This is a genomic window from Parafrigoribacterium humi (genome assembly GCF_040227205.1).
Lineage (GTDB): Bacteria > Actinomycetota > Actinomycetes > Actinomycetales > Microbacteriaceae > Parafrigoribacterium_A > Parafrigoribacterium_A humi.
This window is the reverse complement of the sequence record NZ_JBELOA010000003.1, coordinates 261,400-281,780: the sequence shown is the minus strand read 5'-3', so window position 1 is coordinate 281,780 and position 20,381 is coordinate 261,400. Positions and strand designations below refer to the sequence as shown.

General features: G+C 66.1%; 24 protein-coding genes. 15 read left to right on the top strand and 9 right to left on the bottom strand.

The window, feature by feature from the left end:
- Positions 1–40 precede the first annotated feature (40 nt).
- Positions 41–529: a glutathione peroxidase gene (locus ABUA28_RS08200; RefSeq protein ID WP_349903547.1), complete on the top strand. Its 489-nt coding sequence runs from the start codon at positions 41–43 to the stop codon at positions 527–529.
- A 73-nt stretch (positions 530–602) separates the two neighbouring features.
- On the opposite strand, the gene ABUA28_RS08195 is transcribed toward ABUA28_RS08200, so the two are convergent.
- The 3 genes from ABUA28_RS08195 to ABUA28_RS08185 form a co-directional block, all read right to left on the bottom strand.
- Positions 603–995 carry a type II toxin-antitoxin system VapC family toxin gene (locus ABUA28_RS08195; RefSeq protein WP_349903546.1) on the bottom strand — a complete coding sequence of 131 codons (393 nt, stop codon included), beginning with the start codon at positions 993–995 and terminating at the stop codon, positions 603–605.
- Positions 992–1,225: a type II toxin-antitoxin system Phd/YefM family antitoxin gene (locus tag ABUA28_RS08190; protein ID WP_349903545.1), complete on the bottom strand. Its 234-nt coding sequence runs from the start codon at positions 1,223–1,225 to the stop codon at positions 992–994. Before ABUA28_RS08190 ends, ABUA28_RS08195 begins: the two co-directional genes overlap by 4 nt.
- A gap of 119 nt (positions 1,226–1,344) precedes the next feature.
- Positions 1,345–1,641 (bottom strand): hypothetical protein, encoded by a 297-nt coding sequence (locus ABUA28_RS08185; protein WP_349903544.1) that lies wholly within the window; start codon positions 1,639–1,641, stop codon positions 1,345–1,347.
- Positions 1,642–1,788: 147 nt separating this feature from the next.
- Between ABUA28_RS08185 and ABUA28_RS08180 the strand changes: the two genes are divergently transcribed.
- Together ABUA28_RS08180 and ABUA28_RS08175 are read left to right on the top strand one after the other, a co-directional pair.
- Positions 1,789–1,887: a 30S ribosomal protein bS22 gene (locus ABUA28_RS08180; protein WP_003792170.1), complete on the top strand. Its 99-nt coding sequence runs from the start codon at positions 1,789–1,791 to the stop codon at positions 1,885–1,887.
- A 122-nt stretch (positions 1,888–2,009) separates the two neighbouring features.
- Positions 2,010–2,282 carry a glutaredoxin family protein gene (locus ABUA28_RS08175; protein WP_349903543.1) on the top strand — a complete coding sequence of 91 codons (273 nt, stop codon included), beginning with the start codon at positions 2,010–2,012 and terminating at the stop codon, positions 2,280–2,282.
- Positions 2,283–2,292: 10 nt separating this feature from the next.
- Here the strand turns inward: ABUA28_RS08175 and ABUA28_RS08170 are convergent, their stop codons facing one another.
- Positions 2,293–2,844, bottom strand: coding sequence for a hypothetical protein (locus tag ABUA28_RS08170; RefSeq protein WP_349903542.1), 552 nt, complete (start codon positions 2,842–2,844; stop codon positions 2,293–2,295).
- A 240-nt stretch (positions 2,845–3,084) separates the two neighbouring features.
- Positions 3,085–3,948 carry an aldo/keto reductase gene (locus ABUA28_RS08165; protein ID WP_349903541.1) on the bottom strand — a complete coding sequence of 288 codons (864 nt, stop codon included), beginning with the start codon at positions 3,946–3,948 and terminating at the stop codon, positions 3,085–3,087.
- A gap of 82 nt (positions 3,949–4,030) precedes the next feature.
- Here ABUA28_RS08165 and ABUA28_RS08160 point away from each other — a divergent pair, with 82 nt between their 5' ends.
- Positions 4,031–4,633, top strand: coding sequence for a TetR/AcrR family transcriptional regulator (locus tag ABUA28_RS08160; protein WP_349903540.1), 603 nt, complete (start codon positions 4,031–4,033; stop codon positions 4,631–4,633).
- On the opposite strand, the gene aspS is transcribed toward ABUA28_RS08160, so the two are convergent.
- Positions 4,597–5,925: an aspartate--tRNA(Asn) ligase gene (gene aspS, locus ABUA28_RS08155; protein ID WP_349903539.1), complete on the bottom strand. Its 1,329-nt coding sequence runs from the start codon at positions 5,923–5,925 to the stop codon at positions 4,597–4,599. The two genes, ABUA28_RS08160 and aspS, sit on opposite strands and share 37 nt — an antisense overlap.
- Positions 5,926–6,233: 308 nt before the next feature.
- On the opposite strand from aspS, the gene ABUA28_RS08150 reads away from it, so the two are divergent.
- From ABUA28_RS08150 to ABUA28_RS08125, 6 genes are all read left to right on the top strand, one after another.
- A complete protein-coding gene (locus ABUA28_RS08150; RefSeq protein WP_349903538.1) occupies positions 6,234–6,872 on the top strand; it encodes a histidine phosphatase family protein in 639 nt (212 codons plus the stop codon).
- A complete protein-coding gene (locus ABUA28_RS08145) occupies positions 6,869–7,456 on the top strand; it encodes a TlpA disulfide reductase family protein (RefSeq protein ID WP_349903537.1) in 588 nt (195 codons plus the stop codon). The genes ABUA28_RS08150 and ABUA28_RS08145 overlap by 4 nt, the downstream gene beginning before the upstream one ends.
- Entirely contained in the window at positions 7,453–8,193 is a 741-nt protein-coding gene (locus ABUA28_RS08140; RefSeq protein WP_349903536.1) for a cytochrome c biogenesis CcdA family protein, read from the top strand. The genes ABUA28_RS08145 and ABUA28_RS08140 overlap by 4 nt, the downstream gene beginning before the upstream one ends.
- The gene (gene resB / locus ABUA28_RS08135; RefSeq protein WP_349903535.1) at positions 8,177–9,844 is read left to right on the top strand and encodes a cytochrome c biogenesis protein ResB; all 1,668 of its coding nucleotides are present in this window, start codon (positions 8,177–8,179) and stop codon (positions 9,842–9,844) included. Before ABUA28_RS08140 ends, resB begins: the two co-directional genes overlap by 17 nt.
- Complete coding sequence (gene ccsB / locus ABUA28_RS08130) at positions 9,841–10,818, top strand: c-type cytochrome biogenesis protein CcsB (protein WP_349903534.1); 978 nt, start codon at positions 9,841–9,843, stop codon at positions 10,816–10,818. The genes resB and ccsB overlap by 4 nt, the downstream gene beginning before the upstream one ends.
- A gap of 126 nt (positions 10,819–10,944) precedes the next feature.
- Complete coding sequence (locus tag ABUA28_RS08125; protein WP_349903533.1) at positions 10,945–12,192, top strand: hypothetical protein; 1,248 nt, start codon at positions 10,945–10,947, stop codon at positions 12,190–12,192.
- Between the two features lie 15 nt (positions 12,193–12,207).
- Here ABUA28_RS08125 and ABUA28_RS08120 read toward each other — a convergent pair whose 3' ends face one another.
- The gene (locus tag ABUA28_RS08120; protein ID WP_349903532.1) at positions 12,208–13,371 is read right to left on the bottom strand and encodes a glycoside hydrolase family 16 protein; all 1,164 of its coding nucleotides are present in this window, start codon (positions 13,369–13,371) and stop codon (positions 12,208–12,210) included.
- 202 nt (positions 13,372–13,573) lie between these two features.
- Here ABUA28_RS08120 and ABUA28_RS08115 point away from each other — a divergent pair, with 202 nt between their 5' ends.
- Both ABUA28_RS08115 and ABUA28_RS08110 read left to right on the top strand, forming a co-directional pair.
- The gene (locus ABUA28_RS08115) at positions 13,574–14,992 is read left to right on the top strand and encodes a sensor histidine kinase (protein WP_349903531.1); all 1,419 of its coding nucleotides are present in this window, start codon (positions 13,574–13,576) and stop codon (positions 14,990–14,992) included.
- Positions 14,993–14,994: 2 nt separating this feature from the next.
- Positions 14,995–15,723 (top strand): response regulator transcription factor, encoded by a 729-nt coding sequence (locus ABUA28_RS08110; protein ID WP_349903530.1) that lies wholly within the window; start codon positions 14,995–14,997, stop codon positions 15,721–15,723.
- 20 nt (positions 15,724–15,743) lie between these two features.
- On the opposite strand, the gene ABUA28_RS08105 is transcribed toward ABUA28_RS08110, so the two are convergent.
- Positions 15,744–16,403 carry a hypothetical protein gene (locus ABUA28_RS08105; RefSeq protein WP_349903529.1) on the bottom strand — a complete coding sequence of 220 codons (660 nt, stop codon included), beginning with the start codon at positions 16,401–16,403 and terminating at the stop codon, positions 15,744–15,746.
- Between the two features lie 197 nt (positions 16,404–16,600).
- The gene (locus ABUA28_RS08100; RefSeq protein WP_349903528.1) at positions 16,601–17,593 is read right to left on the bottom strand and encodes an o-succinylbenzoate synthase; all 993 of its coding nucleotides are present in this window, start codon (positions 17,591–17,593) and stop codon (positions 16,601–16,603) included.
- Positions 17,594–17,645: 52 nt separating this feature from the next.
- On the opposite strand from ABUA28_RS08100, the gene ABUA28_RS08095 reads away from it, so the two are divergent.
- The 3 genes from ABUA28_RS08095 (at position 17,646) to ABUA28_RS08085 (ending at position 20,313) form a co-directional block, all read left to right on the top strand.
- Positions 17,646–18,044 carry a hypothetical protein gene (locus tag ABUA28_RS08095; RefSeq protein WP_349903527.1) on the top strand — a complete coding sequence of 133 codons (399 nt, stop codon included), beginning with the start codon at positions 17,646–17,648 and terminating at the stop codon, positions 18,042–18,044.
- A 28-nt stretch (positions 18,045–18,072) separates the two neighbouring features.
- Positions 18,073–18,969, top strand: coding sequence for a 1,4-dihydroxy-2-naphthoyl-CoA synthase (locus tag ABUA28_RS08090; RefSeq protein ID WP_349903526.1), 897 nt, complete (start codon positions 18,073–18,075; stop codon positions 18,967–18,969).
- A gap of 123 nt (positions 18,970–19,092) precedes the next feature.
- The gene (locus tag ABUA28_RS08085; protein WP_349903525.1) at positions 19,093–20,313 is read left to right on the top strand and encodes an AMP-binding protein; all 1,221 of its coding nucleotides are present in this window, start codon (positions 19,093–19,095) and stop codon (positions 20,311–20,313) included.
- The last annotated feature ends 68 nt before the right edge of the window (positions 20,314–20,381 follow it).

Genomic DNA, 20,381 nt, shown 5'->3' with positions numbered 1-20,381 from the left:
TGTCCTCCGGACGACGTGCGGCAAGCCTACGATTGAGTTCATGTCTTTGCTCGAAATTCCCCTTGTCACGCTCGACGGAAATGCGGTTAGCTTCGGAGATTTTCGAGAAAAGACGGTGCTTGTCGTCAATGTTGCCTCAAAATGTGGCCACACACCCCAATACGAGCAACTTGAGCAGATCTATAGAAAGTATCGGGATCGCGGATTGGTCATTCTCGGCTTTCCGTGCAACGAATTCGCCGGCCAGGAGCCGGGGACCGCGGAAGAAATCCGTGCGTTCTGTACGGCAAACTACGACGTGACGTTCCCGATGTTCGCGAAGACCAAGGTCAACGGCAATCATGCACATCCCTTGTATTCATTGCTGAGTAAGACCCCTGACAGCTCGGGAAAGGCCGGAAGGATCAGGTGGAACTTCGAGAAGTTCGTGATCTCTCCAAAAGGGAATATCTTCCGTTTTCGCTCAAGCGTCCGACCGGATGCCCCCGAGATCATTTCGGTGATCGAACGTGAGTTAAGCGCGAGTTAACACGAGAATGACTCAGGGGAGCGGGCTATTCAGCGGCTGTGAAGATGCGCATTCCGCGGGCAAAATCGCGCGTCTAGTTCCAGGCCACCCGCACCGTCGGCAGGGTGAGGAACACGGGGTCTGCCGTGACGATCGGAATGCCCTCGATGATGCTCTGGGCGGCCAGCATTCGGTCGAACGGATCCTCACTCGCCCACTGCAATTGGCCCACGGCGATCGCGTGGCGTGCCGTCACGGGCAGTTCGACCGCTCCGAGCCGGCGGATGTGGTCCTCGAATGCCAGGAGAAGGCTCCCGGTGTCTGGAAGCCTGCCAATTCGGTGTTTTGTGGCTATTTCCCAAGGAACTACGGCGGAAATCAGGAGTTCATTGGCCGGATCTCGGATCAATTCTTCCGCCACCGGGCTCAATCTGGCGGGGTCTCTGAGCGCCCACATGACGACGTAGGTGTCGAGGAGCAGTCTCACTCGCCGCTCCACGCCCGTAGCTCGTCGCCCGGCAATTCTTCGAAGAAAGACACCCTGATGGGGCCTCCTGGGACGAATCCGAGCTCTCTTTCGGGTACTTCACCCAGGGGACAGAGCCTCGCAATGGGGTGTCCACCGCGCGCAACGACGATTTCTTCGCCCTTTTCGACGCGAACGAGGAGCTCTGAGAGCCTCGTTTTCGCGTCTTGCACGTTGACTTGTGTGACCATGTTGACCAAGTCTAGTTGGTCAACTTTGTTAAAGGCGAGCACATTCTGACGGAATTCCCCGGAATAACGGGCGAAAATCGGATATTGACGCGCGTGGGCGTCGTCTGCTGCAGGGTGGCTCAGGGGCGCCGGATGACGAGCCAGCGACCCTTCACGCGCTCCGTCACGGTGCTCGCGAGGGGTTCAGCGAGCGCGGAAACGGTCTCCAGGACGTGCTGTGCGATGCGATGGGCACTTTTCGGGTCGTCTCCGGTGAAGCGAACGGTGATTCTGGGCATCCCCGAGACGATTCCGAGGTCCGATGCCTCCACCGTGGTGAGTTCCGCAGCTGCGCGAGCGGCGGAGGGGAGTACGGAGGGCGGTTCCACGCCCGGGCGGAGGGCGCCGATCGTGACCGTGATCCTGTATGAGGGCATGCTCCAGCGTAGAAGCAGGCGGGTCGGCACCGCCGTGTTTCGTGGCAGACTGGATCGGTTAGACTGTGCCGAGGCAAATTTTCCGAGGTTCCACTACGGGCCCGGCAGTTCGTTCACCACCCGGTGAAGCCACAATGTGAGGTGCGTATGGGTTCCGTAATCAAGAAGCGTCGCAAGCGCATGGCGAAGAAGAAGCACCGCAAGCTGCTTCGCAAGACCCGCCACCAGCGTCGCAACAAGAAGTAGCCGCCGGTCGGCTCGAAGCGTCAGGTTCCGACCTGGCGCTTTTTCTTTGCGCGCAGGTGTCGTTGCCAGTGTGGCGAGAGCGGTCGACACGGAGATGGCCGGCAGCGTTCTAGGCTGGAGAGATGCCACGGTCGGTCGTCCTCACGCTCATCGGTAAGCCGGGCTGTCACCTGTGCGATGACGCGAGGGAGGTCGTCGGGTCGGTGGTCGCGGATCTGACCGGCGACGCATCCGCCCCGTCCGTCACGGTGGAGGAGGTCTCGATCCTCGACGACGCGGAGTTGCACGAGAAATACGTCGAGGAGATCCCTGTGCTGCTTCTTGACGGCCGCGTCCACAACATCTGGCGTGTCGATGCGACGCGTCTCCGCCAAGCAATCCTGCAGACAGACTGACGACGCGTCGTCAGTCGCGCTTGGCGGCAGCCTCTGCCTCCGCGCGCGACTCGTAGACCGGCTCGTCGAGAGTGAGCAGCAGATTCTCACCCGGCGCGACGAGCAGCAGGTCGGTCGGTTCATCCGCGGTGCGGAAGTCGTCTGCGACGAGCGGCTCGTTGTTGACGTGCACGGTGAGCAGCCCACTGCCGGTCTCGAGCGGTCCCACCTCGAGCGCACTCAGCGGCTTTCCGCCCGCCCGCTCCAGAAGCGCGAGCACGGCCGCGCCGATTCCCTTGCCGCCCGAGAGAAACGCCTTCTCGTCCAGGACCGTGTAGTCATAGCGGGTACGCACCGTGAAGCGCAGCTCGTCGGGCTCAGCGGCGTCATCCGCCTCGTCGTCTTCATCGAACTCGTCAAGGGCGTCGCCGTACGCACCGACCGCCTCCCAGAGGCGGCTGTCGAGTTCTTCGTCGTCCTCGCTGCGGATGCCGTGGGCCGCGATGGCATCCACGTGTCTGCGCAGGATGGCAAGCAGGGCTTCCCCTGCTTCGGTAGCGGTCTGTGGGGTGTCGGCACTCATTATGCAACCGTACCTTCCGCCGCCCAGAAGGCGGTGTCGTGCGCCCCGAGACGCTCGTGTGCCGCGCCCGCGGGCCGGCCCCCAGGTGCATAACTCAGGCAGAACACGTCGAGAGGGTCGAAATCGGGCCGATGCGGCGCCGCCTGCCACAATCTGCAGGAGTTATGCATCGGGGTCGGCGCAACCCCTGATGACAACGCCGGCTGAGTACACGGGAAGAGTTTGGCCACGCGACACCGGCTACCCTGCAAGCGTGCGAACCAGCACCCCGAGGTCGAGTTCCGCAGCAGCGAGGTTGTCGCGCACGTGCGCGAGGTCAAGCGAGCCGGGGATGAGCATGGTGCGGTCGTACCGCGCGAGCAGCCAGGCGAGCCCCACCTGGCCGGGTGTCGTACCCAGTTCCTTCGCCGCGGAGAGCACCCTGGGGAGCTCGGTCACGTGCGTGTGCCCGGCGAAGCCGCTTCCGAGCGGCATGTACGGAATCCAGGCGATTCCGTGCGCCCGGGCGAGCTCCAGCACGGGTTCACTCTCGCGGTAGACAAGATTGTAGAGGTTCTGGATCGCGACGATTCCCGCCGGGAACGCCTCGGTGAGCTGCTCGGCGCTCACGTTGCTCAGGCCGATGGAGCCGATCAGGCCCTCATCCCGCATCGCCATCAGTTCGGCGAGCTGGTCCGCGAGCGGGAAACGCCGCTCCTCCGGTGCGATGATTCCTGGCGCGAGGTCGAGGCGGCGAAGGTAGACGAGGTCGAGGTGTTCACGACGGAGGCTGCGAAGGTTGGCCTCGACATCCTCCCTGAGTTCGGCCGGACTCTGGGCCGGTACAAGTGTCGGCGTCGCACCGGGTACCTCCCGAGCGCCGACCTTGGTGGCGATCAGAGGAGAGTTTGAGGCGTCGGGGAAGGACCTCCCGATCGCCCGATTCACGGCGCCGTCACCATAGAACTCGGCCGTGTCGACATGGTCGACGCCGAGGCCCACGACCGCGCGGAGCAGCTCGACGGCCTCGTCCTGGCTCGGCCTGTTCCGACCGTGCGAGAGCTGCATCGCACCGTACCCGACTCGGCGAACCACACGGCCGCTGATTTCAATCGTGGCGGACATTCAGCATCCCTTCGCGCGGCGGTAAAATAAACGGAACAATTTCCGTTACGCGACGATACGCCTTAACCGGAGGAATTTCCACTTGTCTGAAAAGAACCCGAGCGGTCCGAGCAAGCGAGCGGATGCGGCGCGCAATCGCGAGCGCATCATCGAGGCCGCGGAGCGCGTCTTTGCATCCGGCGGCGACTACGGCCCGGAAGCAATCGCCCGGGAGGCGGGCGTCGGCATCGGCACCCTCTACCGCCACTTTCCGGACCGCAACGACCTGGCTGCGGCCGTCTACGACGAGGAACTGCAGGCCGTGGCTGGGAGCGCGCAGTCGCTCCTGGACGAGACCACGCCACTCATCGCCCTGCGCCGGTGGATGGACCGCTTCGCGCTGCGCCTCGAGAAGAAGCGGGCGATGGCTCCCGCGCTCCGTTCACTCATCGAGAGCCGCGCAGAGGGGCCGGCGCTTGCGCGCGACAAGCTCGTGAGGGCGGCACAGGAGATCGTCGACGCTGGTACGAAGTCGGGGGAGATCCGTCGCGACGTTCAGGGGGAGGACATCGTCACTGCGCTCATCGGTGTCTGCGTCGCGACAGCAGGCAACGACGACAACGAGCAGCTCGGTCGACTCCTCGACATGCTGGGTAACGCGGTGGGCGCCTACGGCAGCAGGCGGTTCGGCCCCCTGAACAGGTAGGTCGCCTCGCGCAGGTTCGGCAGCTCGAGCATGAGCATGAGTACTCGGGAGAGGCCCATGCCGAAGCCGCCGTGCGGTGGCACCCCATAGCGGAAGAAGTCGAGGTAGAAGCCGAGCTCCTCGGGGTCGAGTCCCTTGTCTCGGGCGTTCTGCTCCAGCACCTCGATGCGGTGCTCGCGCTGCGCCCCGGTGGAGATCTCGGTGCCGTTGTAGATGAGGTCGTAGCTGTTCGTCAGGTCCGGATCCTCCGCATGTCGCATGTGATAGAACGGCCGGATGCTCGACGCGTAGTCGGTGAGGAACACGAAGTCGTGCCCGAAGGCCTCCCTCACGTACGCCGCGATCTGGCGCTCGCCCTCCGGGTCCATGTCGTCGTCGTGACGGGGTACCGCGTAGCCGCGCTCCGCGACGATGCGCTTCGCCTCGGCGAGCGGGATGCGCGGGAACGGTGTCGTGGGCACCTGAAGGTCGATACCGAACAGGGCCTCGATCTCGGCGCCGTGCTTGGCCTTGACCGCTTCGAATCCGGCGACCAAGAGCTCCTCGTGCAGCTTCATGACGTCCTCGTGGCTGTCAATCCAGCTGATCTCTGAGTCGACGCTCGTGAACTCGGTGGCATGACGAGAAGTGAAGGAGGGGTCCGCGCGGAAGGCCGGGCCGACCTCGAAGATCTTGCCGAAGCCAGCGGGCTGGGCCATCTGCTTGAAGAACTGCGGGCTCTGGGCGAGGTACGCCTTCGTCTCGAAGTAGCCGACCTCGAACAGTTCGGCCTTCGATTCGCTCGCGCTCGCCATGAGCTTGGGCGTGTGCAGCTCGATGAAGTCGTGCTCCACCCAGTAGGTGCGCCAGGCGTGCTCGAGCGTGGTCTGGATGCGGAAGATCAGGTTGTTCTTCGGAACGCGCAGGTCGATGAAGCGCCAATCCATGCGCTTGTCGACGCCGGAGTCGTCGGCGATCGGCGTCTCCGGGATGGCGTGGGAGGCGATGTCGAGACCGTCGAGCTTGATCTCTACACCGCCGAGCTTCACGCGCTCGTCGTGCTTGAGCTCACCGGTCGCGGTGAGGAACGAGCCCTGGCTGAGCCCGGAGATGGTGTCGGCGAGGGCATCCTCTGCCGGCGTGCCGTCGTCGGCGAAGACGCGGGGGTGCACGAGCTGCACGGCACCGGACTCGTCGCGCAGCACGACGAACTGCACCTTTTTCTGGTCGCGAACGGTCTCCACCCAGCCGGACACGCTTGTGGGGCCGTCGGATGCCGCGGCGAGGTCTCTGATCAGGGTGCGTGTGCTCACCCCTCGAGTTTAGGCGACCGCCCACACCCCGCCGGTTTCGGTCGTCGGGAAGCACGCCAAAGGCTCCGCCCGTAGAGGCCCACCACGCCCCCGCCTTCGGCGCGCTCCCCGACGACGGTCACGACGCGAGGAAGTTGATCAGCCCGCGGAACATAACTCGTGCGAATTCGAGCGGGGCAAGGATGTTTGGCGGCTCGGGGGTCGGTGGGCATCTTTGGGCGGAGCCGCCGAACATCCTTGCCCTGCGGCGGTCGAGAAGACAACATCGCGCGGCAATCGTGGGCGCACACGTTCCGTAGACTTGAACGGTGCCAGCGACCCTCATCCATCTCGTCCGACACGGCGAGGTGCACAACCCGGAGGGCATCCTCTACGGGCGCCTTCCCGGCTACCACCTCTCGGAGCTCGGGCACTCGATGGCGGCCGCCGCAGCAGCGAGCCTGGTCGGGCATCCGATCGCAAAGCTCTACGCGTCACCGCTGCAGCGCGCGCAGGAATCCGCGCGGCCATGGTCCGAGGCCTTCGGCCTGCCGATCGTGACCGAGGGTCGTCTGATCGAGCCGACGAACAAGTTCGAGGGCAAGAAGTTCGAGTTCGGCCCCGCCGTGCTGCTGCACCCGCAGGCCTGGCCGTGGGTGATCAATCCGCTGAAGCCGAGTTGGGGCGAGGCCTACCTGAGCGTCGTCGGGCGGATGCTCGCGGCCATGGACGACGCGCGCCTCTCGGTCGACACCGGCGAGGTCGTCATGGTCAGCCATCAGATGCCGATCGTGATGGTGCAGCGCGCCGTCGCGGGCAAGAGCCCCATCCACGACCCGCGCAAGCGCCGCTGCTCGCTGTCGAGCATCACCACTTTCGAGAAGCGCGGCGACGCCTTTGTTGAGGCCGACTATCAGGAACCTGCGGCAGAGTTGCTCGCGAAAGCCATCGACCGGGGAGCAGTGTGAAGATCGCAGCCAGGGTGAGCGCTGTCGCGCTCGCCGCCGCTCTTGTGCTCACCGGATGCTCGGCTAACGATTCGCTGACCAGGAGCGTGCACGACAACTACACCTCCGCAGATGGGTCTGTCACGACGATCAGCGCACAGGATCGTGGGGCGCCAATCGATTTCACCGGCCCAAGCGACACCGGCAAGACCATCTCCAGCACGAGTCATCTCGGCCAGGTCATCGTCGTGAACTTCTGGTACTCGAGTTGCGCTCCATGCCGCACAGAGGCGGCTCTGCTGGAGAAGTCGTACCAGACGCTCCAACCCAGCAATGTGTTCTTCGTCGGCGTCAACACCTTCGACCAGCCCGACACCTCGCGGGCGTTCGCGGCGGCCCACGGAGTGACCTACCCCTCGATCATCGATGTCGACTCGGGCGCGGTGCGACTCGCCTTCGCTGGCAAGATGTCGCCCACCGCGACTCCGACGACCATCGTGCTCGACCAAAAGGGGCGCATCGCGGCGAGGGTCCTGGGGGAGCTCGAGTCGTCATCCCTTCTCAACCAGCTCGTGAATGACCTGCTGGCCGAAGGCGCCAAGTGAACCCAATCGGGGAGCTCATCACCAGCGGGAGCCTCCTCGTCGCCCTGCCGATAGCGCTCCTTGCCGGGTTCGTCTCGTTTGCATCGCCCTGCGTTCTTCCCCTCGTTCCCGGATACCTCGGTTACGTAGGTGGTTTCGCCGGGGCGGGAGAGAAGCGTGACCGCGGCAGGCTCGTGCTCGGGGTGGCACTGTTCGTGCTCGGCTTCAGCGTCGTCTATGTCACCCTCACGCTGCTGTTCGCCACGGCGGGGCTTCTGCTGATCCCGTGGATGAACCTCATCACCCGGATCGTCGGCGTGGTCGTGATCGTGATGGGCCTGGTCTTCATCGGCCAGTTCACCTTCCTCCAGCGCAGCTTCAAACCCGGATGGCGCGTGGCGACCGGTCTCGGCGGCGCGCCGCTGCTCGGCGTGGTCTTCGGTCTCGGCTGGGCGCCGTGCATGGGTCCGACGCTCGTGGCGGTGCTCGGTCTCAGCCTCGGCAGCGGGTCGCCGGGGCGGGGCGCACTGCTCGGACTCGTCTTCTGCCTGGGGCTCGGCATCCCGTTCCTGCTGGTGGCCCTCGGGCTCAGCTGGGTCACGGGGTCGGTCGCCTGGCTCAAGCGGCACATCCGTCTTATCAATATCATCGGAGGAGCGCTGCTCATCCTCGTTGGCCTGCTCATGGTGAGCGGTATCTGGAGCAGCTTCATCTCACACCTTGGATCGGTAATTCCCGGTTATGTCTCGCCCCTCTGATCACTACGACTCGCCGGCGCCCACGAAGGACGCGACGCCCGCGAAACTCGGCTTCATCGGGTACTGCCGATTCTTCTGGCGGCAGCTCACGAACATGCGCACCGCGCTGCTGCTCCTGTTGCTGCTCGCGATCGCGGCGGTGCCCGGCTCGCTCTTCCCGCAGCGGGTGGCAGACCCGAACGGTGTGACCCAGTACTTCGCTGCGAACCCGGACACGGCGCCGATCCTCGACAAGTTCCAGCTCTTCGACGTCTACAACTCGGTGTGGTTCTCGGCCATCTACCTGCTGCTGTTCATCTCACTGATCGGCTGCGTGATCCCGCGCACCCTGCACCACCTGCGTGCGCTGCGCTCGAAGCCCCCGCGCACTCCGGCGAAGCTCGACCGCCTCAGCGCCTTCGCGGCGTTCGACCTTCCCGCGGGAGAGACGGATGCCGAGGGCAGGCCGTTCACGCCCGCGTCCGTCGTCGAGTCGGCGCGCGCCGTCCTTCGCCGTTCGCACTACCGCGTGCAGCTCTTCGAGGGCAGGGATCTCTCGGTCTCGGCCGAGCGCGGCTACCTGCGCGAGACCGGAAACCTCGTCTTCCACACGGCGCTTCTCGGCGTGCTGATCGCGGTCGGAATCGGCGGGAGCATCGGCTACACCGGTCAGAAGGTTGTCGTGGTCGGGCAGTCGTTCGTCAACGTGCGCGGCGCCTTCGACTCCTTTAACCCCGGCCGCTTGTTCAATGACGACTTCCTGCAGCCGTATCGGCTCGTGGTGAACTCCTTCGAGGCGAAATACGAAGAGAAGAACCTGAACGCCCTGGGGGAGGCGATCGACTACACGGCCAACCTCACGAGTTACGCACCGGGTGATCCGGGTACGAAACGGGTGCTCAAGGTCAACGACCCGCTGCGCCTCGGCGGCAACGATATCTACCTCCTCGGCAACGGCTACGCGCCGACCGTCACCGTGCGCGACGCGGGCGGCAAGGTCGTCTTCACGGATGACATCCCCTGCCTTCCGCAGGACGCCAATCTCACCTCGATCTGCACGATCAAGGTGCCGGACGGACTGAAGAAGCAGCTCGGCATGCAGGGCTTCTTCTACCCGACCGCGAGCCCGCTCGAGACCGGGGCGTTCACCTCCGTGCATCCGGATCTCGGCAACCCGATGCTCACGCTGCGGGTCTACGCCGGAGATCTCGGCATCAACGCGGGCGTTCCGAAGTCGGTGTACTCGCTCGATCCGGACGGCATGACGCAGATCGCGGGCGGGAAAGCCGCAACGTCTGCGCTCGAGTTGAAGCCCGGCCAGACGGTGAAGCTACCGGACGGCTACGGCTCAATCACCTTCGAGAATGCGTCTCCGAAGGCCGCGACCAACGACCTCTCTCAGAGCGTCAAGCGCTTCATCTCCCTCGACGTGCACAGCGATCCGACCCAGGGCTGGGTGCTCATCTTCGCGATGTTTGTCGTCGGCGGTCTGCTCACCTCGCTCTTCATTCCGCGCCGCAGGGTGTGGGTGAAGGTCGTCGAGCGGGAGGGCGGCGGACTCCGGATCGAATACGCGGGGCTCGCGCGCGGAGAGGATCCGGGCCTGGATGCCGCGGTCGCGGATATTGCGCGGAGACACGCGCGCCAGCTCGGGCTTAGGCTGTCACCGTGACCGATACGTTCTCGTTCTACTCGTTGGTACTCATCTACTCGGCCATGGCCGTGTACCTGTTCGCATTCATCGCCTTCACTCTCGACCTCGCGAAACGCACTGCGGGGGCGCCGAAGGCCGTTGCCGCTCCGGTCGCACGAGTCGGCGTGCTCACGCGAGCCGCTGGCACCACCGCCACGCTCGAGCGACTGGATGAGGCACCCGCCGTTCCCGCCCGTCGCGTCAGCCGCTTCGAGCGCGTCGCATACGCGCTGACGATTCTCGGATGGATCCTGCACGTCGTCGGCACCGTGTTCCGCGGGGTCGCGGCCGACCGCGTGCCGTGGGCGAACATGTTCGAGTTCTCACTCACCGCATCCGCCATCATCGTCGGCGTCTTCATCTTCGTTCAGCTGTGGGTCGAGCTGAAGTTCCTTGGCGCGTACATCACCGGTTTCGGGCTCATCGTACTCGGAGTTGGAACGGTCAACTTCTATGTTCCCGTCTCTCCGCTTGCGCCGGCGCTGCAGTCGTACTGGCTGGTCATCCACGTGTTCGTGGCAACACTCGGCACCGCGTTCTTCGCGATCGGCGGTGGGCTCTCGCTCATCCAGCTCGTGCAGGCGAGGCACGAGGCGGGCAAGTTCGACTCGGTGAAGTTCCTCACCACGCTCCCCACCGCGGAGCGACTCGAGAACCTCGCCTATCGAGTGGTCGTGGTCGGGTTCGTGTTCTGGACCTTCACTCTCATCGCCGGGTCGATCTGGGCCGAGCACGCCTGGGGTCGTTATTGGGGCTGGGACACCAAGGAGGTCTGGACCTTCATCATCTGGACCGTGTTCGCCGGATACATCCACGCAAGGGCCACTCGCGGCTGGCGCGGCTCGCGTTCGGCCTGGCTCGCGATCATCGGATTCGTGGCGGTGATGTTCAACTTCACCATCGTGAACCTGTTCTTCAAGGGCCTGCACGCTTACTCGGGACTGCCCTCCTGATTCGCCGCGGATCCTCGCGTAACATATGGTCGGTTACGGACGATGTAGAGATTCCCTCGATAGACAGACGGTCCGAGGGCTCCAGATAGAGGTGCGGCTCTGAACGACACGGCGCAACAACTACCGATGTCACTGCGCGACCGGATGTTGCGCGGCCAGATCGTCATCGGCGTCGTCGGGCCGGTTGCAACCGGTGATCGCGCCCACTACGTGGAGGCGCTTCAGCGCATCGCGAGGCGCGGACCGTGGACGCGCGTTGCGCTCCGATCGAGGCCACACGATCCTCACTGGTACTTCGACCCGGACGACACGGATCGATGGTGTGAGCAACTCGTCACGGAGTTGCCCCCGGCCGAAACTGACACCATTGGTGCCGTCGCGCTGGAACAGGCCCGGATCATCACCTCGGAGCATCCGCTTCATTTCTTTATCGCCGGCGACTACGTTATTCAGGTCGGCGACCACATGCTGGGTGACGGCAAGGGCTTTGTGGATCGCATGGCAGCCGTCGTGAAGATGGGCGCGGGTGATACCGAGCTTCCGGAATGGACCACGACGAAGTTCGAGAGTTTTCCCCTGTGGAAGGCCGCTCGCGACACCCTGCTCAGGGACAGCACGACGCGGCGGCGGCTTTTTGCTGCGCGCCGCGCCGAGATCGGCGCCCACGAGAATGAGCGGGACAACGCTGCGGAGACGGTTCTGTGGCGGCCTCAGCGCGCCGCGGCTCACGTTGTCGTACCGGCGACGCGACTGCGCGAGATCCAGGCCTGGGCACGGGAGCCGGGCCGGGGCGCGACAGTCTCCTCGGCGATTCTGGTCCTGATACGTAAGGCCTTTCTCAGCGCGGGCCTTCCACTCCAGCGCAGCCAGACCGTCATCTACGACGTCCGTCGTTACCTGCACGATGGCGCCGGTCAGGTGGGTGGCAATTTTGTCACCGGACTCCCTCTGCGCGTCGACGATATCGGCGACCCCCGCCAAGTCGCTGAAGCCATGAATGTCCAACTCAACTCAGCCCGGCCGCTGGCCGCTCTACTCATGGGCGTTGGGCAATACCTCGCTTCGCGGAAGGAGGCCACCGTCATTTCCGAGCGGCGCAGTGCGCCGGCTGCACACCTGGTCTTCAACAACCTGGGTGCCGCTCGTTCGCTCCAACGACTCCCGTGGACCGCAGAACGCGACGAGCGGAACCTGACCATCATCGTGCCGGCCGAGAGCCCCGAACAGGTCACTGTCACGGTGGCCGTCATCGCCAGCTGCCTACAGGTCACGGCGTCGTTTCACGCAAACGTCTTCGATGAAGACACCGTACGGCGGGCGCTTCGCCATTTTGCTGAAGCGCCGCTCGGTGTCCTGATGGAGCACCATGTGTGAGGTCCCAGACGACGGCTACGGCGTGTAGTCATAGACGGTCGCCCAGTCGACCTGGAGATGACCGGCAACATTGCTGGCCGGTACCTCTTCATCGCTTTCGACCTGAAGCACCCAGTGGAGTGGTTTGGTGGGGATGCTCGTGGTCGTCGACCCGAGAAGTGCGCCATCGATGTAGAAGCTGAGCCGTGTCGGCGTCCAGTCGATTGTGTAGGTGTGCCAGTCCGAGTACCTCACGCTGCTCTCGGCATCGAAGCAGCTCTTGCTCGCGTTCCCGACGCAATGATTGTGGGCAACCGGTATGTTCGCGATGGCACCCTCGGGGAAGTCGATCTCGCCGTCGTTCCAGTTGTCGACATCGCTCCACAGCAGGAATGCCGTCTTGTATGCGGGAAGCGGATCTGCCCGCATCCTGGTGCTGAACCGTCCATAGACCTGCCCGCCCCATTTGCCGGTGACGAGAGGAATGGGAGCTGCTGTTCGCGCGATGCCGTCCTGGGTGTGCAGATAGAGGTCAAGGTATCCGCCCTGGACCGAAATGACGCTCTTGTCGTACTGGGCTATCCCGAAGGTGTCTTTGAAGCCGTCGTAGCTGGTCCACTTGCTGGCGTACGGGCCGGGGAAAGCACCGCGCGCAAGGGGAACAGAGAAGTCTTCCGCGAACGTCTGGGTCCAGCCGGGCAGGTTGCCGACGGGCATCGCGACGCCGCTGGCAGGTCCGGCCGGAGGCCGCGATTTCGCGGCGGCTGCGGGAGGTGGTGCCTGCTGTGGCGTCGGGCTGCCGGTGGGAGACGGTTCAGTCGTTGGGCCAGAGGTGGCCTGGGCGGCGGGCCCATCGGCCTTCATGGGTGCGTTCGACACGACGACACTGCGAGATGGTCCGAGTTTCTGCCATTCCGGGCCGACCTGAACACACGGCCAGTAGCTGTAGGTGCCCGCGCCAAGTTGTGCCGTGCCCGAGAAGGATGTGGGTGAGGGCGAAAGTTTTGCGTCTTGTCTCGTGGGAAACGTGACCTCGCGGCCCGCGGCATCGCTCACGCACACCCCGGCATGTGCCACGGTCACTGCGGCCTTGCTCGCAATGCGCGCGTTGATCGTGACGAGGTTGCCAGACACTGTCACCGAGGGATCCGACGCGGTGAAATGCGTCGCCGGTGTCGCTGCAGACATGAACGTGGTCATGACCACCGCAATGCCTACAAGTCCCACGCAGGCGGCCAAGGCACGTCTGCCGGCTCGCGATCGGGGAAGAGAAACCATCCGCATGCTCCTGATTTGGCCCCAGCACAGCGTACCGTGAGCGCGGACGCAGGCACGAGGCACCCAGGGAATCGCCCACTGGGCCTCGGATGACCCCCAAAGAGGGGTCGACTATGCTGTCCGGATGTCTGGTCTGCGCTCGGTTCGCGTGCGCATCCTGGCCTCCATACTTCTCGTCACCGCCCTCGGCATGACGCTCGCCGGAGGAGCCGCCTTTCTCGTGCAGCGCAATCGGGCGCTGTCGCAGATCGACTCGAAGCTGTCGGAGACGGTGCAGGGGCTGCAGTCGGTGGCAGAGGAGGATTCGGGCAGCGGGGTGCCCACGACGGTGCGGGAGTTCATGACCGCGGCGATGCAGCGCGTGCTTCCGGACACGCACGAGAGCATCGTCGGCATCATCGACGGGCGCGCGACGATGCTGCCCTCCGCGGACCTCGACTTTCGTCTCGACCGCGATTCCGCGTTCATCAAGCGCGTGGTGAACGACGCGAACGCCAGCAGGGTCGTCATGGGTACATCCGACTCGAGGGTGGGCGAGCTGCGCTATGTCATCATTCCGGTGCGCATCGGCGACGACACGTCCAGGGGCCTGTATGTCGCTGCCTACAGCCTGGATGCGGAGCTCGCCGAGATTCGCGACGGGCTCACCATCTATTTCGTGGTGGCCGCGCTCGCGCTCGTGGCGGTAGGCCTCGTCGGCTGGTTCGTCGCCGGACGACTGCTGCGACCCATCCGTTCGCTGCGCGAGACGGCGGCCCGCATCTCGTCGACGGACCTCGCTGAGCGCATCACGGTGGTGGGGGCAGACGACGTCTCCGAGCTCACGGTCACCGTGAACGACATGCTCGACCGGCTCGACGAGGCCTTCACCGGCCAGCGACTGCTGCTGGATGACGTGGGTCACGAACTGAAGACGCCGATCACGATCCTGCGCGGCCACCTCGAGCTGATCGAGCCGGACTCGCCGGAGGACGTGCGGGCCACCCGCGACCTCGTGCTCGACGAGCTCGACCGGATGAGCGGCCTCGTGCAGGGCATCGCCCTGCTCGCCAAGACGCGCATCCCCGATTTCGTGAGATCGGAACCCATGGATGTCGCCGAGCTCGCGAACGCGGTGTTCGCGAAGGCCAGCGCGCTGTCGAGCGAGCGGGAGTGGAGCCTCGAGGCGTCGGCCGCGGGCACCGTGGTGGCGGATCCGGCACGCATCACCCAGGCCTGGCTGCAGCTCGCGGAGAACGCCGTGAAGTATTCGCCTCGGGGGAGCACGATCGTGATCGGCAGCACCGCGCGGGGCGGCGACGAGGTTGAACTGTGGGTGCGCGATCAGGGTAGGGGTGTAGAGAGAGAACAACTCGTCACGATCTTTCAGCGGTTCGCACGTGCGGGCGGCGAGCGTGGGGTGGACGGTGCCGGCCTCGGCCTGTCCATCGTGCAGGCGATCGCCGAGGCACACGGAGGTCGTGCCTTCGCGGAGAGTGAGCTGGGGGTCGGGTCGAGGTTCGTCATCCTGATCCCGCGTGCCGGGCCGAAACGGAAGGGATAGCCGTGGCAAACATCCTGATAGCGGAAGACGAAGAACGCATCGCGTCGTTTCTCGAAAAGGGGCTGCGGTCCGCCGGCTTCGGCGTGACCACGGTGAGCAACGGTGTCTCGGCGTTGAACGCGATCGGCAGCGGCGAGTTCGATCTGCTCCTGCTCGACATCGGACTGCCGAAGCTTGACGGGCTCGAGGTGCTGCGCAACCTCCGCGAGACGGGCGATGAGATCGCCGTGATCGTGCTCACCGCGCGGGACTCGGCCGTCGACACCGTCTCCGCGCTCGAGGAGGGCGCGAACGACTACATGTCGAAGCCGTTCCGCTTCGATGACCTGCTCGCCCGGGTGCGCCTTCGGCTGCAGGATGCCTCGAACAAGACGACCTCGCAGTTGCTCGAGTGCGGCGACCTCAGCCTCGACCTGCGCACCAGGCGCGTGACCGTGGATGGCCGCGAGGTAGACCTGTCTGCGCGCGAGTTCGGGCTCGCGCAGGAGTTCATCCAGAACGCCGAGCAGGTGCTGAGTCGGGAGCAGTTGCTCAGCAGGGTGTGGGGCTTCGACTACGACCCCGGGTCGAACGTGGTGGAGGTCTACGTGCGATACCTGCGCCGCAAGATCGGTGCCGATCGCCTCGAAACGGTGCGGGGCATGGGGTACCGGCTCACGGCATCCGTCCCTGCTGGGCCCGATGATGCAGGTGCGGTCGGCGACGCGAGCGCTTCGGCGGTGCGGCGCTAACCACCCTCCCGGCGGTGCCCCTAGCGGTGCCAGCCGTGCGAGTCGTCGTAGTGGCCGCCGAGGTGACTGCCGCCGTGACCGTCGGCGGTGCCGCGCTGCCCGAAGTCGCCGCGGTCGTCTGCGCGGTGGCGAGGGCCGGGAGCGCGGTACTGGTCGTGCGACTGCTGGTCGGTCTGCTGCTGCATCGGGGCCATCCGGAGCGCGGGTGTCGGTGCCTCAGTTGTTGGCGCCTCGGGCGATGGCGTCCTCCACGAATCCGGGGTCGGATCTCCGCTGCTGGTTCGTAGGTCGCCGTCGGTGTTGGTATGCCGGTGCATCCAGTGGTGTGCGTCACCGTTGTGGGCCCACCGATCTGCGGCCCATTCCAGTCCGTGTGGAGCAGGGGCGTCGAGGATCTTCGGTGCGGCCGGTGGCACGATCGTGGGATCGGATGCCTGCGGTGGGGCGGTGACCGTGTCGCCGACGCGGGGTGCCGGGGTCGTCGACACGTGTGGCGTCGTCGAGTTTGCCGTGGCACCGTCCGTGGGTTTGGTCATGACGCCGTGGGAGGTCGTGAGCACTGATGTGGATGTCGGCTGTGGCTCGAGTGCGCGTGTGAGTCCGATGAGGCCGCCCCCGGCGACGCACACCGTGACCACCGTCCCGCTCGCAACGGTCCAAACGGTGCTGCTCTTCGTCATGACTCCCCCTGTGGTTCCCTGCTGTTTCCTCGTGCACCTGTGTGGGGTGCGCGGCACCCTTCTTTCCGATGTCGTGACTCCACTCTCGCGAACGGTCGTGAGAGCCACCGGAAGCCGCGATGAGAGAGCTCTCATGTGCTCCATTCGCCGGGCGTGCCCGTTTGATCGCGTGCGAACGGGCAGGCTCGACGCAGGGGTCAGCGCGGGAGCAGCGCGTGGCAGCGCTCGAGGCGGGCGAGCCACCACGCGGTGCGATCGGGGGATGGGGCGTGCCGGTCGAGGAGCTCGGGCGAGGGGGTGACGCGGCGGACCACGATGCCGCCGTCGGCCGGAAGAAGCGGCTCGGCCACGACATCCGCCGCCAGCAGTGCCGCGGTTCCGAGGCCGCAGTCGTAGTCCAGCTCGGGGATGCTCGCCGCGAGGTGCAGCCCCATCGAGAGGCCGACCGAGGTCTCAATGGCGCTCGAGACGACGACGGGCAGGCCTGCCTCCGCAACGATGCGCAGGGCCGCGCTGGTACCGCCGAGCGGCTGCGCCTTGATCACGAGGATGTTCGCGGCGTTCGCCCGCGCGACCGCGAGCGGATCCTCCGCCTTACGTACGCTCTCGTCGGCCGCGACCGGGACGCCCATGTACTTCACGCGCTTCTTGATGTCGGAGAGCTCGACGACGCTCGCGCAGGGCTGCTCGACGTATTCGAGATCGAACTCGGTGAGCGCGCGGATGGCGTGCTCCGCTTCGTCGACGTTCCAGCCGCCGTTGGCATCGACGCGGATGCGGCCCTCCGGCCCCAGGTAGCGACGCGCTTCGGCGACGCGGGCCACGTCATCCGCGAGCTCCTGGCCGGGCTCGGCCACCTTCACCTTCACCGTACGGCACCCGGGGAAGCGGTCGAGGATCTCTGCCACCCGCTCCGGGCCGACCGCGGGCAGGGTCGCGTTCACGAGGATGCGGTCGCGCAGGAGCGGTGGATGCCTGCTCCAGCCGAACTCGATCGCCGCGGCCAACCAGGCAGCGGCCTCATCATCCGCGTACTCGACGAAGGGAGAGAACTCGGTCCAGCCCTCGGGCCCGCGCAGCAGCATCGCCTCGCGGGTGTCGATGCCGCGAAAGCGGTGCGACATCGGCAGGGAGACGACGCGGGCAGACGCGGTGAGCTCACTCAGGGTCGGCTGGATTCGCGACTGCATTGCACCAGTCTGCCCCACTGCCTCGACTAGGCTCCCTTGGCGAGGGAGTGTCATGAGCGAGGCGGGGTTCGGCGAGGGTGTGGACTCGGTCCAGCCCGCGGTTCCGGCCGCATCGGGCGCCGCAGAGGCCTCCGACTCGCTCGGGGAGACAGGTCCTCTGCTCCGTCCGCGACGTGCGCCAACCGCGGCGCTCGGCTGGGTCGCCATCGGCCTCGCGGCAGCGTGCGTCGTCCTGGATGTCGTGGCCGTCGTCCTCGCCATCCAGCGCTACTGGGTCTCCGCGACCCTGATTGCGCAGGGCACGACGGTCGCCACGATCCTCGTCTTCGTCGTCGGACTGTTTGCCGCCTTCCGCAGGCCCGCCCGGTGGCTCGGCATCGGCGCGATGGTCGTGGCAGTGCTGGCGAACCCGTTCATCCTCACTCACCTGCTGAACTTCCTCGGAGGCTGATTTCGGCCACGGATCGTAGGCTTAGCCCATGCCTGAAGCAGAGTTCGTCTCCGACCTGTTCGACTCGTCCGCGTGGAAGCCGGTCGCCGGTTTCGATGACCTGACCGATGTGACCTACCACCACGATGTCACGGGGCGCGTGGCCAGGGTGGCGTTCAACCGGCCGGAGGTGCGCAACGCATTCCGCCCGCACACCGTCGACGAGCTCTACCGCGCGCTCGACGACGCGAGGCAGAACTCGCGCATCGGCGTCGTGCTGCTCACGGGCAACGGGCCGAGCCCCAAAGACGGCGGCTGGGCCTTCTGCTCGGGGGGCGACCAGCGCATCCGGGGCCGCGACGGCTACCAGTACTCCGACGGCACCGCGTCGACCGGTCGCCTGCACATCCTCGAGGTGCAGCGTCTCATCCGCTTCATGCCCAAGGTGGTCATCGCGGTAGTCCCGGGCTGGGCGGCCGGGGGCGGGCACTCGCTGCACGTCGTCTGCGACCTGACCATCGCATCCGCCGAGCACGCGCGCTTCAAGCAGACGGATGCCGACGTCGGCTCCTTCGACGCCGGCTACGGCAGCGCATACTTCGCCCGCCAGGTCGGTCAGAAGTTCGCCCGCGAGGTGTTCTTTCTTGCTCGGGAATACGGCGCCCAGCGCGCCCTCGACACGGGAGCCATCAATGCCGTGGTGCCCCACGCCGAGCTCGAGAAGGTCGCCCTGGAGTGGGCGAACGAGATCCTCGGCAAGTCGCCCACGGCCATCCGGATGCTCAAGTTCGCCTTCAACGCGGTCGACGACGGCATGGTCGGGCAGCAGGTGTTCGCGGGCGAGGCGACGAGGCTTGCCTACGGCACTGACGAGGCGGTCGAGGGCCGCGACGCATTCCTCGAGAAGCGCAAGCCGGACTGGTCGCCATACCCGTGGCAGTACTGACATGCCTCCCACCCTTCCCGTGCTCGTGCTCGTCCCAAATGAAGGCATTCCGGTCTGCGGGTGGCAGTTTGGTGATGGATCGGCGGCTGCAGACGCGCGAATGCCTTCATTTGGGATAGGCGTATGGAGGGTGGCCGCGCGAGGGGGCTGCAGGTGACGCGGCCGCTCGCGGTCGTCCCGGCCGAGCCACATACGGTGCTCGCCGCCCTGCGCGAGGCGCTGAGCGGAGACGGCCCCGCGATCCTGCCCAGGGACGCGGATGCCCTCCCCGGCTCGCACGCGTCCGGCCAGCCGGAGCTGCCCGCCGACGTCCCGCAGCGGGTGGCGCTCGTCGTGGAGACGAGCGGATCCACCGGGGTGCCGAAGCGGGTCGCACTCAGCGCGGACGCCCTGCTCGCCTCGGCCGCGGCATCCGAGAGCGCGCTCGGCGGCCCAGGTCAGTGGCTGCTCGCCCTGCCCGCACACTACATCGCCGGAGTGAACGTGCTCGTGCGCTCGATCACGAGCGGCACGCAGCCCATCATCCTGGGTGACGGACACTTCGACGCGAAGGCGTTCGCCGAGGTGAGCGACACGATGGATGCCCCGCTCCGCTTCGCCTCGCTGGTTCCGACCCAGCTGCTGCGCCTGCTCGACGCCGCGGAGCAGGACCTCCCCGTGCTCGATCGCCTGCGTCGCTTCGACCGCCTCCTCATCGGCGGGCAGGCGACGCCGGCCGGCCTCGTCGCGCGCGCTCTCGAACTCGGCCTCAACCTCAGCCGCAGCTACGGGTCGAGCGAGACCTCGGGCGGCTGCGTCTACGACGGCGTTCCCCTCCCCGGCGTCGAGCTGCGTATCGTCGACGGAGAAGTGCAGATCGGCGGAGCGACTCTCGCCGAGGGCTATCTCGGCGACACAGCGCTGACCGAGCAGAACTTCCTCGACGACCGCGGCCAGCGCTGGTATCGCACCGGGGATGCGGGCGAGCTGGATACCGGGCGGCTGAGCGTCACCGGCCGCCTCGACTCCGTCATCATCTCGGGAGGGGTGAACGTGTCGCTCGCCGCCGTCGAACGGGTGGCAGGAGCACTGCCCGGACTTACGGATGCGGTGGCCGTGCGCGCGCCGAGTGCCGAATGGGGAGAGGTGGCGGTCGTGTTCACCGCCTCGATGGACGCGGTGGCGCGCCTCGACGAGCTCCGCGCTGCCGTGCGAGCGGAGCTCGGGGTCGCCGCGCGCCCGGCCGCGCTGCTCGCCGTCGAAAGCATCCCGCTGCTGCCGAGCGGCAAGCCCGACCGTGTGTCACTCGCCGCGGTCGCCGCCGCCTGGGCAGACGACCCGGGCGGGCCGGGCGTCGCTCAGTAGAATCTGTGCGTGGCCAACAGAAAACCAGTCCAGAAGCGTATTGACCCCGCCAAGACTCCTGCGAAGAC

What these genes read in the sequence shown, in the direction of transcription:
- ABUA28_RS08200 (WP_349903547.1), top strand. Translation starts at nt 41, where the DNA reads ATGTCTTTGCTCGAAATTCCCCTTGTCACGCTCGACGGAAATGCGGTT.
- ABUA28_RS08190 (WP_349903545.1), bottom strand. Translation starts at nt 1,225, where the DNA reads ATGGTCACACAAGTCAACGTGCAAGACGCGAAAACGAGGCTCTCAGAG.
- ABUA28_RS08185 (WP_349903544.1), bottom strand. Translation starts at nt 1,641, where the DNA reads ATGCCCTCATACAGGATCACGGTCACGATCGGCGCCCTCCGCCCGGGC.
- ABUA28_RS08180 (WP_003792170.1), top strand. Translation starts at nt 1,789, where the DNA reads ATGGGTTCCGTAATCAAGAAGCGTCGCAAGCGCATGGCGAAGAAGAAG.
- ABUA28_RS08175 (WP_349903543.1), top strand. Translation starts at nt 2,010, where the DNA reads ATGCCACGGTCGGTCGTCCTCACGCTCATCGGTAAGCCGGGCTGTCAC.
- ABUA28_RS08170 (WP_349903542.1), bottom strand. Translation starts at nt 2,844, where the DNA reads ATGAGTGCCGACACCCCACAGACCGCTACCGAAGCAGGGGAAGCCCTG.
- ABUA28_RS08165 (WP_349903541.1), bottom strand. Translation starts at nt 3,948, where the DNA reads ATGTCCGCCACGATTGAAATCAGCGGCCGTGTGGTTCGCCGAGTCGGG.
- resB (WP_349903535.1), top strand. Translation starts at nt 8,177, where the DNA reads ATGTCTCGCCCCTCTGATCACTACGACTCGCCGGCGCCCACGAAGGAC.
- ABUA28_RS08125 (WP_349903533.1), top strand. Translation starts at nt 10,945, where the DNA reads ATGTCACTGCGCGACCGGATGTTGCGCGGCCAGATCGTCATCGGCGTC.
- ABUA28_RS08120 (WP_349903532.1), bottom strand. Translation starts at nt 13,371, where the DNA reads ATGACCACGTTCATGTCTGCAGCGACACCGGCGACGCATTTCACCGCG.
- ABUA28_RS08115 (WP_349903531.1), top strand. Translation starts at nt 13,574, where the DNA reads ATGTCTGGTCTGCGCTCGGTTCGCGTGCGCATCCTGGCCTCCATACTT.
- ABUA28_RS08105 (WP_349903529.1), bottom strand. Translation starts at nt 16,403, where the DNA reads ATGACGAAGAGCAGCACCGTTTGGACCGTTGCGAGCGGGACGGTGGTC.
- ABUA28_RS08100 (WP_349903528.1), bottom strand. Translation starts at nt 17,593, where the DNA reads ATGCAGTCGCGAATCCAGCCGACCCTGAGTGAGCTCACCGCGTCTGCC.
- ABUA28_RS08095 (WP_349903527.1), top strand. Translation starts at nt 17,646, where the DNA reads ATGAGCGAGGCGGGGTTCGGCGAGGGTGTGGACTCGGTCCAGCCCGCG.
- ABUA28_RS08090 (WP_349903526.1), top strand. Translation starts at nt 18,073, where the DNA reads ATGCCTGAAGCAGAGTTCGTCTCCGACCTGTTCGACTCGTCCGCGTGG.
- ABUA28_RS08085 (WP_349903525.1), top strand. Translation starts at nt 19,093, where the DNA reads ATGGAGGGTGGCCGCGCGAGGGGGCTGCAGGTGACGCGGCCGCTCGCG.